Genomic DNA, 17387 nt, shown 5'->3' with positions numbered 1-17387 from the left:
GATGCCCATGCGCCTGCCCACGCTCATCGCCCTGGCACCGGGACTCGCCCGCCGACTGCTGCCACGGCGCGTCCGTGTCCGCCTGACACTCCTGTACGGAGTGCTGTTCGTCGCCTCGGGCGTGGTCCTGCTCGCCATCACCAATCTGCTCGTCGCCCGCTCCCCTGCGAACCTCGTCCTCGTCAAGAACCGGGGCGGCGAACCCGTGCTCGCGCCGGGCGCCGACGGTCGCCTCTACCTCGGCTATCCCGAGGCCAACTCCTCCGTCCAGCTCAACGACATCACCCAGCAGCTGCGCGACCAGGCGATCCGCCAGCACGAGATCGAGATGGACCACTTGCAGGTCCAGTCGGGCATCGCCCTCGCGATCATGGCCGTGATCGCGATCGGGCTCGGGTGGCTGGTCGCCGGGCGCGTCCTGCGCCCGCTGCGCACGATGACGGGCACCATCCAGCGCATCTCGGCCCGCAACATGCACGAGCGTCTCGCCGTCGTCGGCCCGGCCGACGAGCTGAAGGACCTGGCCGACACCGTCGACGGACTCCTGGGCCGCCTGGAGACGGCCCTCGACTCCCACAAACGCTTCGTCGCCAACGCCGCGCACGAGCTGCGGACGCCGCTCACCCTGGAGCACGCGCTCCTGGAGGAGTCCCTCATCGACCGCGACGCCACCCGCGAATCGTTCCGGTCGAACTTCGAACGGCTCCTGGAGATCAGCAAGCAGCAGGCCCGCCTCCTGGAGTCGCTGCTCACCCTGTCCAGCAGCGAGCGCGGCCTCGACCACCGCGAGCCGCTCGACCTCGCGGTCATCGCCGAGGAGGTCGTGGACGCCTCGCGCGCGGAGACCGGGCGGCGGGGGCTGCGCGTCGAGACCATGATCGGGCCCGCCGAAGCGTCGGGCGACTCGGCGCTCGTCCAACGCCTGGTGGCCAACCTCGTCGACAACGCGACCGGCTACAACACCCCAGGCGGGCACGTGGAGGTCACCACCCGCACCGACGCCGGGCGGGCCGTGGTCGCCGTGGCCAACTCCGGCCCCGAGGTGCCGCCGGAGCAGGTGGAGCGGCTCTTCGAACCCTTCCAGCGGCTCGGCCGCACCGCGGGCGACGGACATCACGGGCTCGGCCTCTCCATCGTCCGCGCCATCGCCACCGCCCACGACGCCGGGATCAGCGCTCATGCCCGCCCCGGAGGAGGACTCGTGGTGGAGGTCTCCTTCCCGCCCCGGACGGGCCGTGCCCAACCCGCCCTGGAAATTGAGCAGTTGGACGATGCGCCGGGCATCCGTTGAGAGGTGGACCGTGAACTCCTACCGTTGGTGCGGCGCTTGATGGATCCCCCCGTCCGCAGGTGCCGCCGGACATGGCGAAGCCGTCCCAAGCAACGGGAGGAACCCCAATGGTCGTCGTGATGGCCCCCGAGGCCACGCAGCAGGACGTGGACGCGGTCGTGGAACTGGTCAGGGCGGCGGGCGGTGACGCGTTCGTCAGCCGCGGCGTGACCCGCACCATCGTCGGCCTCGTGGGGGACGTGGAGGCGTTCGACGCCCTCAATCTGTCCAACCGCAGCGGCGTCCTGGACGTCGTACGGATCTCGGTGCCGTACAAACTGGTCAGCCGGGAGCATCACCCCGACCGGTCGGTGATCAGGGTGGGAGGCGTCCCCATCGGCCCCGACACCCTGACCGTGATCGCGGGACCGTGCGCGGTGGAGAGCCCCGAACAGACCCTGGCCGCCGCGCACATGGCCAAGGCGGCGGGGGCCGCGCTGCTGCGCGGCGGGGCGTTCAAACCCCGCACCTCCCCGTACGCCTACCAGGGGCTCGGCGAGACCGGGCTGCGGATACTCGCCGACGTCAGGGACGAGACGGGGCTCCCGGTGGTCACCGAGGTCATCGACCCGGCCAGCGTCGAACTGGTCGCCCCCTACGCGGACATGCTGCAGATCGGCACCCGCAACATGCACAACTTCGCGCTCCTACAGGCGGTCGGCGCCGCCGGACGGCCCGTTCTGCTCAAGCGCGGCTTCGGCGCCACGATCGAGGAGTGGCTGATGGCAGCGGAGTACATCGCGCAGCGGGGCAACCTCGACATCGTGCTCTGCGAGCGCGGCATCCGTACCTTCGAGACCGCCACCCGCAACACCCTGGACATCAGCGCCGTGCCGGTCGTCCAGCGCCTCTCCCACCTGCCGGTGATCGTGGACCCCTCGCACTCGGGCGGCCGCCGCGACCTCGTCGCCCCCCTCACCCGCGCCGCCCTCGCCGTAGGGGCCGACGGCGTCATGATCGACGTACATCCCGACCCCAGTACGGCACTGTGCGACGGCAATCAGGCCGTGACGCGGGCGGAGATCGGTGAGCTCGCGAACATCGCCGCGGTCCTGTCACCGCTGATGGGCCGCACCCTCACACGGCCGCCGGCACGAGCCGGGGCCGGTCCCGGCACCCGATAGGGGTGAATAGGGGTTTCCGGCGCTAGATCAATTCTGCTAGTGAGGGGTACCAGGCAGATAAGCGCGTTGTTAGGGTGAGCGTGGTTCGGCCAGCGGGATTCCGCTCCATTTCAGGAACGGATCGGAATCCCGACGGAGGGAAGTGGCGCCGAGTGCGGGTGTAGTTCTGCGATTCGACGAGAGATGTGCGGCTCGGGCTCATCACCGCAGTGGCGGTGATTTATTTCCGCGCACCTCGTTCTTCGCCCGGACACCGGGCGAACCATTCTTCTGAGCGCGCCTCAGCTTTCACTTCATGGTCGATCTCTCCCGGGTACCGCGCCGATCCTGACCGGCGGGTGGTCAATCGCGCACGGGAGACATCAGATCACTAGGGGGATTTCAGTTGGCAATACCTGGGCATGCGCAGATCGACCAACTCATGGTCGTCGAAGTGGAGATCAGTTCACTGTCGACGGCCGACTCACCGCGAATCTCCGGAACAGACCAGGAACACGTGCAGGCGCTCGCAGTGGTGCAGAGTCCGCTGCCGCCGATCACCGTGCACCGCTCGACCATGCGCGTCATCGACGGACTGCACCGTTTGCGGGCCGCCGAACTGCGGGGACAGCGCAAGATCGCGGTGAAGTACTTCGAAGGGGACGCGGCCGACGCCTTCGTGCTCGCCGTCGAGTCCAACGTCACGCACGGTCTGCCGCTGACCACGGCGGACAGGAAACGCGCCGCCGGGCGCATCATCGCCTCGCACCCGCAGTGGTCCGACCGGATGATCGCCTCCGTCAGCGGCATCGCCCCGGGAACCGTCGCGGAGATCCGCAGACGGGCCCCGGCCGAGCAGGCCGGCGAAGCGAGCAGGATCGGCCACGACGGCCGGGTGCGCCCCGTCAACGGGACCGAGGGACGCAGGTTGGCGAGCGAACTCATCGCCGAGAACCCGCAGTTGTCCCTACGTCAGGTCGCGCGCGTCGCTTCGATCTCCCCGGAGACGGTCCGCGACGTACGCAACCGGATGATGCGCGGCGAGGACCCGCTGCCGCAGCGCGGGAAACGGGGCGGCGGCGAGGGCATGGCGAGCGCCCCGAGGAGCGGTGGCGGACCCACCGCGGTGCCCGACCGTGACGCGGGCCAGGACCGTGCCGCGGTCCTCAAGCGCCTGAACGCGGACCCGGCGCTGCGCTTCAGCGAGACCGGCCGCACCCTGCTGCGGCTGCTCAACATCCATACGATCAGCGCGGAGGAATGGGACGAGATCATCGACAAGGCCCCGCCGCACTGCGGCCGGATCGTGGCCTACCTGGCCAACGAGTGCGCGGAGATGTGGGCGGAGGTCGCGGTGCGCGTCCAGCGCAAGGTCGCCGAGACGGCGTAGGACGCCCTGGGCGTCCAACTGGGCGTCCAACTGAGCGGATCGCCCGGTTGGACGCCGACTGCATGAAGCACGAAGCGCGAAGCGCGAACGTTTCGATGAACCATGGGCATTTCCTGGTGGGCGCCACTCTGCCCGATCGCTGGTATTCCCGTGCCCGATTCAGGGCTTTGATGGCGGGAAAGCAGAAAGGTATCGTCCTGCCGGTGAGTAAATTGCACGACATATCAGCGAGTCCCATTCCGTAATGCCGAGGCAGGAGGATTCCGTCGCGTGTTGATCACCCAAGGACCTGGTGGACCTACCGTCGGAGGGCCGCAATCCGGGGCCCAGAAACAATCGCTCCGGCCGGGATCAGTGCGCCGGGCGATGTCCTACATGAAGCCGCACAAGCTCGCGTTCGTCTTTCTGCTGCTCACCACCGTGGTGGATTCCCTCATCATCGTGTCGACGCCCCTGCTGCTCAAGACGATCATCGATGACGGAATTCTCAAGGACGACTCGGGTGTCATCGTGACCGTCGCGCTCGTCGTGGCGGGACTCGCCCTCGTCGACGCGGTGGCACAGCTCGTGCAGAGCTATTTCTCCGGGCGCATCGGACAGGGCGTGAGCCACGATCTGCGGGTCGAGGCCTTCAAGCACGTGCAGCGGCAGCCGATGGCGTTCTTCACCCGGACCCAGACGGGGCTGCTCGCAAGCCGCCTCAACGGCGACGTCATGCTCGCCCAGCAGGCCCTCACCACCATGCTGGTCTCCGTGACCAGCGTGCTGACCGTGCTCCTGGTCCTCGCCGAGATGTTCTATCTGTCCTGGCTCATCAGCCTGGTCGCCATCGCCATGCTGCCCCTGTTCATCGCCCCCGGCATCTATGTGGGGCGGCGCCTGCAGCACTACTCCAGGGCGCAGATGCAGGCCAACGGCGAGCTGGGCGGCATCATCAACGAGCGCTTCAACGTGGGCGGTGCGATGCTCGCCAAGCTCTTCGGGCGCCCGCGCGAGGAGGCGGCGGCGTTCGAGGCCCGAGCGGGCGAGGTGCGCCAGGTCGGCGTCATCTGGACGGTGTACAGCAGGCTCTCCTTCATCTTCATGGCGCTCATCGCGTCACTGGCGACCGCCCTCGTCTACGGCGTCGGCGGCCGTCTGGTGCTCGACGACGTGTTCCGCATCGGCACGCTGGTGGCCCTTGCCGCGCTGCTCGGCCGGCTCTACGGGCCCATCACACAGCTGTCCGCCCTGCAGTCCAACGCGCTGACCGCGATGGTCAGCTTCGACCGGATCTTCGAGGTCCTCGACCTCAAGCCCCTCATCGAGGAGAAGCCGGACCCCGTCGCCCTCACCGCCCCGGGCAACGGCCCCGCGCCGGAGATCGAGTTCGACCAGGTGTCCTTCCGGTACCCGCGCGCCAGCGACGTGTCCCTGGCCTCGCTGGAGTCCAACGCGCTGTCGGCGGTCGAGCGGGCCAAGGAGACGGCGGAAGTGCTCCACGGGATGACGTTCCGGGTGCCCGCGGGCAAACTCACGGCCCTCGTCGGCCCGTCGGGCGGCGGCAAGACCACCACCACCCATCTGGTGTCCCGCCTCTACGACCCGACGTCGGGAAGCGTCCGCATCGACGGCCACGACCTGCGCGACGTCAGCCTCGACTCGCTGCGTGACGTCGTCGGCGTGGTCAGCCAGGACGCGCACTTCTACCACGACACGATCCGCGTGAACCTCTCCTACGCACGCCCCGATGCCACGCAGCGCGATCTGCTCCGAGCCTGCGACGCGGCCCAGATCGGGGACCTGATCCGCTCACTGCCCAGCGGCCTCGACACCGTGGTCGGCGACCGCGGCTACCGGCTCTCCGGCGGCGAGAAGCAACGCCTCGCCCTCGCAAGGCTGCTCCTGAAGGCACCCTCGGTCGTCGTGCTCGACGAGGCCACCGCACACCTGGACTCCGAGTCCGAGGCGGCCATCCAGCAGGCGCTGACCACCGCGTTACGGGACCGGACATCCCTGGTGATCGCCCACCGGCTCTCCACCATCCGCGAGGCGGACCAGATCCTCGTCATCGATGAGGGCGAGGTCCGCGAGAGCGGCACGCACGACGAACTCCTCGCGGCAGGAGGGCTCTACGCCGAGCTCTACCACACGCAGTTCAACCGCCCCAGCACCAACGGAGCGGGTCCGGACGCCCACAAGGAGCGGGTGCTGCACGGCCCGGTCCTCGGCGGCGGCCCCGTCCTGGGCGGCAGCGGACCGGTGCTCGGCGGCAGCGGACCCCCGCCGGCGGTCGGCGGCGAGCACATCCTGCGCCTCGGTGCCGATCCGGACGAGCGCTGAGCGCCGGCCTGAAGGGGGAAGTGGTGGAGTCGTCGATGGTGGCGGAGCTGATCGCCGCACAGGTGGAGTCGTCGCCCGGCGCGGTGGCGGTCGAGGGTGAACGGACGCTGTCGTACGGGGAGTTGTGGGCGGAGTCCGGGCAGTGGGCGGCCTATCTCACCGCGCTGGGTGTCGGCCGCGGCGACCGGGTCGCGGTGGTGATGGAGCGGTCCCCCGACCTGGTGGCGCTGCTTCTGGGCGTGTGGCGGGCGGGCGCCGCCTACGTCCCCGTCGACCCGGGTTCCCCGGCGGCACGCATCGCCTTCGTCATCGAGGACGCGGCTCCCGCTGTGGTGCTGTGCACGGAGGAGAGCCGGGACGTGCTCCCGGAGAGCATCGCCGTGCGGGTGGTGGACGACCCGCGGGTGCGGGCGGCGGTGGCCGCCCGCGACGGCCGGGACGTCCGCACGCCGGTGGACGGGCGGGACGTGGCGTACGTGATGTACACCTCGGGTTCGACCGGGGCACCGAAAGGCGTCGCTGTACCGCACGGAAGCGTGGCGGCACTGGTGGGCGAGGACGGCTGGGCGGTCGGCCCGGACGACGCGGTCCTCATGCACGCCCCGCACGCCTTCGACGTCACGCTGTTCGAGGTGTGGGTGCCGCTCGCCGCCGGTGGCCGCGTGGTGCTCGCCGAGCCGGGCGCGGTGGACGGCCGGAAGGTGCGCGAGCACGTGAAGAGCGGCGTGAGCGCCGTGCACGTGACCGCGGGTTCGTTCCGCGTCATGGCCGAGGAGTCCCCGGAGTGCTTCACCGGACTGCGCGAGGTGCTCACCGGTGGGGACGTGGTGCCGCCGGGATCGGTGGCCCGTGTGCGCGAGGCCTGCCCGGACGTGACGGTCCGCCACCTGTACGGGCCGACCGAGACGACCCTGTGCGCGACCTGGCATGTGCTGAGGCCCGGCGACGAGGCGGATTCCGTACTCCCGATCGGGCGCCCGCTGCCCCACCGGCAGGCCTTCGTCCTGGACGCGGATCTCCGGCCGGTGCCGGCGGGCACGGTCGGGGAGCTGTACGTGGCGGGATCGAGCCTGGCGCAGGGCTACTTGAACCGGCCGGGACCGACCGCGGAGCGCTTCGTGGCCTGCCCGTACACAACGGGCCCGTACGCAACGGGCCCGCACGCACCGGGGGAGCGGATGTACCGCACCGGCGACCTGGTGCGCGAGACCGACGCCGGTGAGCTGCTCTTCGTCGGCCGCGCGGACACCCAGGTCAAAGTGCGGGGATTCCGCGTGGAGTTGGCTGAGGTGGAGGCGGCCATCGCCGCTCACCCCGCCGTGGCCCAGGCGGTCGTCGTCGCCCGCGAGGACCGGCAGGGCGAGCGCCGCCTGGTCGGCTACGCCGTCCCCGGGGGCCCGGAAGGCCTCGACCCCCGCCACGTACGCGACAGCGTCGCCAAGACCCTGCCCGAGTACATGGTCCCCGCCGCCGTGCTCACCCTGGACAGCCTCCCCGTGACCCGCAACGGCAAGGTCGACCTCGACGCCCTGCCCGCACCCGACTTCGCGGCGAAGGTCACCGGGCGCGCGCCGCGCACCGAAGCCGAAGCGCTCCTGTGCGACCTGATGGCGGAACTGCTCGGCCTGGAGCGCGTCGGCGCCGAGGACAGCTTCTTCGAGCTGGGCGGCGACTCGATCATGTCGATGCAACTGACCGCACGGGCCCGCCGCGCCCACCTGTTCTTCAGGGCGGAGGACGTCTTCGAGCACGCGACACCGGCGTCCCTGGCCGCGATCGCCCGATGCGGAGAACCGGCGGAGGCAACCGTCCGTGAACGTTCCGCCGGTTCGCTCATGGGTGTGCTCCGGGAAGGCGAGAGCGACCGGCTGCGGGCCGCGGTGCCCGGCATGGTGGACGTATGGCCGCTGTCGCCGTTGCAGGAGGGGATTCTCTTCCACGCGACCTTCGCCGACGGCGGGCAGGACGTGTACGCGAGCCAGCGGACGCTGGCCCTGGACGGTCCCCTCGACGTGGACCGGCTGCGCGCGTCGTGGCAGACACTGCTCGCCCGGCACGCGGTACTGCGCGCGAGCTTCCACCAGCGTGACTCGGGCCAGGCGGTGCAAGTCGTCGCAGCCACGGCCGAGTTGCCCTGGCGTCAGGTCGATCTGTCGGAGCTGCCGGAGGACGACGTGCCCGCCGAGGTGGCATGCCTCGCCCAGGCCGAACGGGAGGAGAACTTCGACCTCCGGGCAGCGCCGTTGCTGCGGCTGCTCCTCGTACGTCTGGGCGCCGACCGGCACCGCCAGATCGTCACCGTCCACCACTCGCTCGTGGACGGCTGGTCCACCGACGTCGTCTTCGCGGAGCTCTCCGAGGTGTACGCGGCGGGCGGCGACGGCCGGGCGCTGCCCACCACGGCGTCGTACCAGGAGTACCTGGCCTGGCTCGACCGGCAGGACAAGGAAGCGGCCCGTGAGGCCTGGCGCGCGGCGTTCGCCGGGGCGGACCAGCCGACGCTGGTGGCGCCCGAGGATGCTGCCGGGGAACAGGTCGTGCCGGAACCGGTGCCGTTCGAGCTCAGCGAGGAACTCACCTCCGGTATCGCGGAGTTGGCCCGCTCCCGGGGCGTCACCGTCAACACGGTCGTGCAGGGTGCGTGGGCCCAGATCCTCGCCCGGCTCGTGGGGCGCACGGACGTGGTCTTCGGCACCCCGGTGGCGGGGCGGCCCGCGGAGTTGCCCGGGGTCGAGTCGGCGGTCGGCTTGTTCATCAACACCGTGCCGGTACGCGTGAGCCTCGCGGCGGACCAGTCGGTCGCCGGGATGCTCGCGGAGCTGCGGAAGCGGCAGGTCGGGCTGATGGCCGGGCAGCACCTGGGCCTGCGTGAGATCCGTCAACTGGTCGGCCCCGGCGCGGTGTTCGACACGCTCGTGGTGTTCGAGAACCTTCCACGGACACCGGACGGGACCGGCACCGGCACTGGCGCCGACCTGGCCATCCGTACGGTCGGGGAGCCTGAGGACAGGGGCCACTACCCGATGGCGCTCATCGTGGTCCCTGACACCCGGCTGCGTGGGCTCCTCGTGCACCGCCCGGATATGGTGGGACGAGACCGCGCCGAGGCCGTGATCTCCTCGCTGAACCGCGTCCTTGAGCAGATGGTGGCTGACCCGTCGACGCCGGTGGGACGGCTCGACGTCCTCCCCGAAGCCCTCCTCGCAGCCGAACCTGAACTCGAACCCCAACCCCAACCCCAACCCCAACCCGGGCTCGCGCCCGACGTGACAGCCCCGGAACTCTTCGCCGCGCAGGCGGCGGCCACCCCCGCCGCGGTGGCGGTGGTGGACGGCGAGCGTTCGCTGACCTACCGCGAACTGGCCGACCGAGCCATGGGTCTGGCGCGGTACTTGAGGGACAGGGGAGTGGCGCCGGAGACGAGGGTGGCCGTTCTGGCGGACCGCTCGGCGGAACTGGTGACCGCGCTCCTCGCGGTGTCGACCGCGGGCGGTGTCTACGTCCCCGTGGATCCGGGGCTTCCCGCCACACGGCTGCGTACGCTGCTCGACGACGTGGCCCCGCCGGTCCTGGTCTGCGTGGGGGAGACCCGCGACGCGGTGCCGGCGGAGTACAGCGGCCAACTGGTGGTCCTGGACGATCCGTTGACATCCCGGTGCGTGGCGAGCCACACGGGTGGCCAGTTGAGGGACGGAGAGCCGCTCACACCGCTGACCGCGTCCAACGCGGCGTACGTCATCTACACATCCGGATCGACCGGCACCCCGAAGGGCGCGGTCGTCCCCCACGGGGGCCTGCGCAACCTCGTCGCCGACCGCATCGAGCGCTACCGGATCGGCGCGGACAGTGCGGTGCTCCAACTCGTCTCGCCGAGCTTCGACGTCTCCATGTCGGACATCTGGCCGGTCCTGTGCGCGGGCGGCCGGCTGGTCCTCGCACCGCCCGCGCGGCGCCGCGCGAGCGGCGAGGAGTTGGTCGACCTGATGCGCAAGGAGCGGGTGACGCACGTCGCGATGACTCCGACGCTCCTGGCGCAGCTGCCGCCTGAGGAGCTGCCCGCGCTGCGCGTCCTGGTCATCGGCGGCGAACCCGTCTCCGACGAACTGCGCGCTCAGTGGTCGGTGAACCGCGAGATCTACAGCGAGTACGGGGTCACCGAGGCGACGGTCGCCTCGACGGTCAGCCGTGCTCTCGGCGCACATGAGGAGCCTTCGATCGGCCGCCCGGTCGCCAACACCTCCGCCCACGTCCTCGACGGGTTCCTGCGGCCGGTGCCCTCGGGCACGGTGGGCGAGCTGTATGTGGCGGGCGCGGGTCTGGCGCGCGGCTACCTGCGGCGGACGGAGCTGACGGCGCGGCGCTTCGTGGCCAGTCCGTTCGCGCACGGCGAGCGCATGTACCGGACAGGGGACCTGGTGCGCAGGACGGGCGCCGGCGACCTCGTCTACGCCGGGAGGGCCGACGCACAGGTGAAGGTGCGCGGGTTCCGGGTGGAACTGGGCGAGATCGAGGCGGTACTCGCCGGGCACCCCGCCGTCGACCGGGCCGTGGTGATCCTCAAGCAGGACGGGCGCGGGGATCGCCGCCTTGTCGGCTATGTGGTGGGCACCGACACCCGGGACGGCACCGAAGCCGGCATGCGGACGGTGGACGGGCCATCAGTACGCGAGTACGCGGCAAAGGCGCTGCCGGACTACATGGTGCCCGCGGCCGTGCTCGCCCTCGACGCCCTGCCGGTCACCCCGAACGGCAAGCTCGACGTCCCCGCGCTGCCCGCCCCCGACTTCGCCGACCGCGTGTCCGGCCGGGCGCCGCGCAGCGAGGCGGAGAAGATCCTCTGCGCCCTGTTCGCGGAGGTACTCGGCCTGGAGCGGATCGGCGCCGACGACAACTTCTTCCGGCTCGGCGGGGATTCGATCAGCTCGATGCAGCTCGTGAGCCGCGCCCGCCGGGCGGGCGTCTTCTTCAGCGCCCAGGACGTGTTCGAGCACGGGTCACCGGAAGGCCTCGCCCGGGTGGTCAGGCTCGGCGCCGGAGGGGTGTCGGAGCCGGATGTGGGCGAGGGCGAGCTGGCCTGGACGCCCGTGATGCGGGCCCTGGGCGAGCGGGCCCTCGGCGGCGGCTTCACCCAGTGGGTGGTGATGGGGACTCCCGCGGGTCTCGGCGGCGAAGCCCTCGCGGCGGGGATGGGCGCCGTACTCGACACGCACGACATGCTGCGGGCCCGTGCCGTGGCGGGCGGCGACGACCGGCCACGCCTGGGCGACGGGCCGCGCCTGGTGGTGGGCGAGCGCGGATCCGTTGACGCGACCCACCTGATCACCCGCATCGACGCGACGGAGGTCGCGCCGGACGACCTGGACGAGCTCGCGGGGCGCGCCGCGCGGGAGGCGGTCCTGCGCCTCGACCCCTTCGCCGGAGTGATGGTCCAGGCCGTGTGGCTGGACGCGGGCCCGCAGCATGTCGGCCGACTGGCCCTGGTGGTGCACCACTTGGCGGTCGACGGCGTCTCGTGGCGGATCCTGGCCCCGGACCTGCGCGCCGCGTGCGAGGCGGTGGCCACCGGGCAAAAGCCGGAGCTCGACCCTGTGGGAACGTCCTTCAGGCGCTGGTCCAGGCTTCTCGTCGAGGAAGCGACCGGCAGCAACCGTGTCGCGGAGCTCGACGAGTGGACCGCCCTCCTCGGCGGCCGGGCGGAACGACCGCTCGGCGACCGGGTACTCGACCCGGCACGGGACACGGCGGCAGACATGCGCCACCGGACCTGGACGGTGCCGCCCCAGCAGACGGCCACGCTCGCGGGACCGACACCGGCGCTCTTCCACTGCGGCGTGCACGAGGTGCTCCTCGCCACGCTGGCCGGAGCGGTCGTCCAAAGCCGTCGGGGCAGTGACGGCACGGTCCTGGTCGACGTCGAGGGACATGGGCGCAAGCCGGTGGGCGACGCGGATCTGCTCCGCACCGTCGGGTGGTTCACCAGCGTGCATCCCATCCGCCTGGACCTGTCCGGCATCGATCTGTCCGGCATCGACACGATCAGGGCGGCAGACGGCGGCCCCGCCGTCGGCTCGCTCCTGAAGGCGGTCAAGGAGCAGGCGCGGGCGGTGCCCGGCGACGGCCTCGGATACGGCTTGCTGCGCCACCTGAACCCGGAGACGGGTCCGGTGCTCGCCGCACTGCCGCACCCGCAGATCGGCTTCAACTACATGGGCCGTTTCCCCGCGGCCGACGGGGCAGACACCGTCGGACCCTGGCAGATGGCGGGCGAAGAGGCGATAGGAAGCTCCACCGACGATGCCATGCCCGCCACCCACACCCTGGAGGCGGGTGCGACCATCCGCGACGCCGCCGAAGGGCCCGAGCTCACCCTCTCGCTGAGCTGGCACGGCGCGCTCCTCGACGAGGCGGTGGCGGAACGCGTCGCCCACCGGTGGCTCGCCCTGCTCGCGGGCCTGGCCGCGCACACCACGGACCCCACGGCGGGCGGCCACACCCCGTCCGACTTCCCCCTCGTCGAGCTCGCCCAGGACGAGGTCGAGCAGTTCGAAGCGATGGCAGCAGAGCTCGAAGGAGGGCGTTCGCTGTGAAGACTCCCACTCCCGCCACGGGGCACGCGCCCGCCGCCCATCAGCCGGCGCCTCAGGCCAAGGGCTCCGCGCTCGCGGAGGTCTGGCCGCTGTCTCCCCTCCAGGAAGGGCTCCTGTTCCACGCCGACTTCAACGGCCAGGGGCCCGACATCTACACCGTGCAGAACATCCTGGCGGTCGAAGGACCCCTGGACGCGGGCCGCTTCCGTGCCTCCTGGGAGGCGCTGCTGACCCGGCACGCGGCGCTGCGGGCGAGTTTCCAGCGGCGCAAGACGGGCGAGGCCGTGCAGATCATCACCCGCGAGGTCGTCCTGCCGTGGGGCGAGGCCGACGTCTCCGACCTTCCCGAGACCGCGGCGAAGGCCGAGACGCGACGCCTGGCCGAACGCGAACGCGCGCACCGGATCGATCCGGCTTCCGCGCCACTGATGCGCCTGCTCCTGATCCGCGTCGGCGAGCGCAGGCACCGCCTGGTGATGACGAGCCACCACATCCTGATGGACGGCTGGTCGGCCCCGATCCTGCTCGACGAACTCGCCGAAATCTACGCGGCGGGCGGCGACGCCTCGCGCCTCGCACCCGCCACGTCCTACCGGGAGTACCTGGCCTGGCTCTCCCGCCAGGACAAGGAAGCCGCGCGAGCCGCCTGGAAGGCGGAGCTTGCCGGAGCCGACGAGCCGACGCACGTCGTGGGCCCCACGAACCCGGCACGCGCGGCTCGCATCGCGGGCGGCGAGGGCGAGGGCGGTAGGGGCGGTGAGGGCGACACACCTCCGCAGAAACGCTCCGCCCACCTCACCGAGGAGACGACCGAGGCACTCGCCGCCCTGGCCCGCACGCACGGCCTGACGATGAACACCCTCGTGCAGGGCGCGTGGGCGCTGGTGCTCGCACGCCTCGCCGGGCGTACGGACGTGGTGTTCGGCGCGACGGTGGCGGGACGCCCCCCGGAGCTGCCGGGCGCCGATTCGATGATCGGCCTCTTCATCAACACGCTGCCGGTACGGGTCAGGCTCGACGGTTCGCGGCCGCTGCTCGACATGCTGCATGAGCTGCAGGACCGCCAGTCCGCGCTCATGGCCCACCAGCACCTGGGCCTCCCGGAGATCCAGCAACTCGCCGGTCCGGGCGCGGGGTTCGACACACTTCTCGTGTACGAGAACTACCCTCGGCCGCCCGAAGCAGCCCCCGCACCGGACGCGCTCTCCCTCACCACGGTGGAGTCGCGCCAGGCGACCCACTACCCGCTGTCGATCGGCATCGCCCCCGGCGAGCGCCTCCGGGTGGACGTGACGTACCAACCCGAGCTGGTCGACGAAGCGTTGGGTGACGCGCTGGGCGGGCTGTTGATACGGGTGCTGCGACGCATAGTGGCGGAACCGTCGGCGGCGGTGGGGCACATCGGTGTCGCGAACCCGCTGCCCGCGCGAGGGACGTCGGCCCCTTCGGCGGGTGAGTCGGTGCCCCAGCTGATCGCGAGCCGAGTGGCGAAGTCGCCGGGTGCGGTGGCCGTCCAAGGCGAACAGGGCTTGTCGTACGGGGAGTTGTGGGGCCGCGCGGGGCGCTGGGCGGCGCGCCTTGCCTCCCTGGGGGTTCAGCGGGGTGACCGGGTCGCGGTGGTGATGGAACGGACGCCGGACCTGGTGGCCGTGCTACTGGGCGTGTGGCGGGCGGGCGCCGCTTACGTGCCGGTGGAGGTGAGCTCGCCGAGGGAGCGGGTGGCCTTCGTGCTGGCGGATGCGGCTCCTGCCGTGGTGGTGTGCACGTCGGAGAGCCGCAGCGTGCTGCCGGAGGACGCTCTCCCGCGTGTGCTGGTGGCGGATGACCCGCAGCTCACAGAGGCCCCGGCCACAGCCGAGTTCCCCCCGCCCGTGACCGCGCAGGACGTGGCGTACGTGATGTACACGTCGGGCTCGACCGGCACGCCCAAGGGCGTGGCGGTGCCGCACGGGAGCGTCACATCACTGGTGGGGGAGCGGAGTTGGGGCGTGGGCCCGGCGGACGCGGTCCTGATGCACGCCCCGCACGCCTTCGACGTGTCGCTCTACGAGATGTGGGTCCCCCTGTCCGTGGGCGCCCGCGTGGTGATGGCCGAGCCCGGTGTGGTCGATGCCCAGCAGGTGCGCAAGCACGTGAAGCGTGGCGTGACGGCGGTGCATCTGACCGCAGGTTCGTTCCGGGTGCTCGCGGAGGAGTCCCCGGGCAGCTTCGAGGGGCTGCGAGAGGTGCTGACCGGAGGGGACGTCGTCCCGGCCGCGTCGGTGGCGCGGGTCCGGGAGTCGTGCCCCGAGGTCACGGTCCGGCACATGTACGGTCCGACGGAGACGACCCTGTGCGCCACCTGGCACGTTCTGAAGCCGGGCGACGCGATGGATTCCGTACTCCCGATCGGAAGCCCGCTGCCCCGCCGCCGGACACTGGTCCTTGACGCGTTCCTCCAGCCACTGCCGCCGGGCGTGACCGGTGAACTGTACGTGGCGGGAGACGGGTTGGCGCAGAGCTACTGGGGCAGTCCGGGTGCGACCGCTGACCGCTTCGTGGCCTGCCCGTACACGCCCGGCGAGCGGATGTACCGTACCGGCGACCTGGTGCGCGCGACCGAAACCGGCGAGCTCCTGTTCGTGGGACGCGCGGACCAGCAGGTCAAAGTACGCGGGTTCCGCGTGGAGTTGGGGGAAGTGGAGGCGGCCCTGGCCGCCCACCCCGCCGTGGCGCAGGCCGTCGTCGTCGCCCGTGAGGACGGCCCCGGCGAGCGTCGGCTGATCGGCTATGCCGTCCCGGACGACCGGACGCTGGACCCCCGGCTCGTCCGCGAGGACGTCGCCCGTGCGCTGCCCGACTACATGGTGCCCGCCGTCGTGCTCGTCCTGGACGCCCTGCCGGTGACCCGCAACGGCAAGGTCGACCGCGCGGCTCTGCCCGCCCCCGACTTCGCCGAGCGTGTCTCGGGCCGCGAGCCGCGGAGTGAGGCCGAGGAGACGTTGTGCGGCCTGTTCGCCGAGGTGCTCGGTCTTGAACGGGTCGGCGTCGAGGACAGCTTCTTCGAGCTGGGCGGCGACTCGATCATGTCGATGCAGCTGGCCGCGCGGGCCCGCCGCGCGGACCTGCTCTTCAAGGCACAGGACGTCTTCGAGCATGAAACACCTGCCGGACTCGCGGCCGCCTGCCGGACCGCGGGCGAGGTGGCGGCGCCGCCGGACGTGGGCGTGGGAGATGCGCCCTGGACGCCCGTGATGCGGGACCTGGGCGAGTCGGCCGTCCGCCCGAAGTTCGCCCAGTGGGCGATCGTCGGCGCTCCGTCCGGCCTCGAACGGCACGTCCTGGTGGCCGCGTTGAGCGCGGTCATGGACACCCATGACGTACTCCGCTCCCAGGTGGTCGCTGACGACGCGGGTCCGAGGCTCCTCGTCCGCGAGCAGGGCTCCCTGGCTGCCGATGCGCTGATCACCCGCGTGAACGCGACCTACGCGGTGGCCGGCACCCTCGACGACATCGCCGACGAGGCGGCACAGGAGGCCGCGGAGCGTCTCGACCCGGCGGCGGGCGTGATGCTTCAGGTGGCGTGGGTGGACGCCGGGCCGGGGCGCGTCGGCCGACTGGCCTTTGTGGTGCACCACTTGGCGGTCGACGGGGTCTCCTGGCGGATTCTGGTACCGGACCTGAAGACCGCGTGCGAAGCGGTGGCGGCAGGGCGGGAGCCTCAGCTCGACCCGGTGGGCACATCCTTCAGGCACTGGTCGAGGCTGCTGGTCGAGCAGGCCGCGGAGGAGACACGAGTGGCCGAACTAGCGGAGTGGTCGGCTCTGTTGGGGTCGGCGGAACCCCCGATCAGGAAGCGGGGGCGGGAGCTGGACCCGGACCGTGACACCGCGGCGACCGTGCGCCGTCGCACGTGGACCGTGCCGTCCCGCCAAGCCGAAACGCTGACGAGCAGGACGCCGACGGTCTTCCACTGCGGTGTGCACGAGGTGCTCCTGTCGGCCCTTGCGGGAGCGGTCGCCCACTGGCGGCAGGAGGCGGCGCCCGGGGTCCTGGTGGACGTGGAGGGGCACGGACGGGTGTCGGCCGAAGGTGTGGATCTGTCGCGCACGGTGGGTTGGTTCACCAGCGTGCATCCGGTCAGGCTGGATGTCGGCGCCGTCGACGTGGGTCAGGTGGTGGCCGGTGGTCCGGCGGCCGGGGCGCTGCTGAAGTCGGTCAAGGAGCAGGTGCGGGCGATACCGGGTGACGGGCTCGGCTTCGGACTCCTTCGTCACCTCAACCCCGCGACCGCGCCGGTCCTCGCGGCCTTGCCGCGCCCGCAGATCGGCTTCAACTACCTGGGCCGCTTCACCGCCGACGCCTCCGGCACCTCGATCGGCGGTTCGCTCGACCCCGCCATGCCCGCCACCCACGCGATCGAGGCGGGCGCGGTCGTCGTCGACACGGCCGCGGGACCCAGGCTGACGCTCACGCTGAGCTGGGCCGCCGCGCTCCTCGACGAGGCGGCGACGGAACGCCTCGGCCTGCTCTGGCTCGACCTGCTCGGCGGTCTGGCCGCCCACACGGCCGATCCCACCGCGGGCGGACACACGTCCTCCGACTTCCCCCTCCTCGACCTCGCGCAGGACGAGGTCGACGAGCTCGAAGCCGGCTTCACCGACGGCATCTCGTAG

At 71.5% G+C, this 17387-nt stretch carries 6 protein-coding genes; all 6 read left to right on the top strand.

The window, feature by feature from the left end:
* Nucleotide 1: 1 nt before the first annotated feature.
* A complete protein-coding gene (locus tag E5671_RS07370) occupies nt 2–1291 on the top strand; it encodes a sensor histidine kinase (RefSeq protein WP_160503035.1) in 1290 nt (429 codons plus the stop codon).
* Between the two features lie 107 nt (nt 1292–1398).
* On the top strand, nt 1399–2454 hold the full coding sequence (aroF, locus tag E5671_RS07365; RefSeq protein ID WP_160503034.1) for a 3-deoxy-7-phosphoheptulonate synthase: 1056 nt from the start codon (nt 1399–1401) through the stop codon (nt 2452–2454).
* A 385-nt stretch (nt 2455–2839) separates the two neighbouring features.
* Nucleotides 2840–3823, top strand: coding sequence for a ParB/RepB/Spo0J family partition protein (locus E5671_RS07360; protein WP_237330124.1), 984 nt, complete (start codon nt 2840–2842; stop codon nt 3821–3823).
* Between the two features lie 375 nt (nt 3824–4198).
* A complete protein-coding gene (locus tag E5671_RS07355) occupies nt 4199–6145 on the top strand; it encodes an ABC transporter ATP-binding protein (RefSeq protein WP_237330123.1) in 1947 nt (648 codons plus the stop codon).
* 23 nt (nt 6146–6168) lie between these two features.
* Nucleotides 6169–12732 (top strand): non-ribosomal peptide synthetase, encoded by a 6564-nt coding sequence (locus E5671_RS07350; protein WP_160503032.1) that lies wholly within the window; start codon nt 6169–6171, stop codon nt 12730–12732.
* On the top strand, nt 12729–17387 hold the full coding sequence (locus E5671_RS07345; protein WP_160503031.1) for a non-ribosomal peptide synthetase: 4659 nt from the start codon (nt 12729–12731) through the stop codon (nt 17385–17387). Before E5671_RS07350 ends, E5671_RS07345 begins: the two co-directional genes overlap by 4 nt.

This window comes from Streptomyces sp. BA2 (assembly GCF_009769735.1).
Taxonomy (GTDB): domain Bacteria; phylum Actinomycetota; class Actinomycetes; order Streptomycetales; family Streptomycetaceae; genus Streptomyces.
Note: the sequence above shows the minus strand (reverse complement) of the source record. Positions and strands in the feature narration are given on the sequence as shown.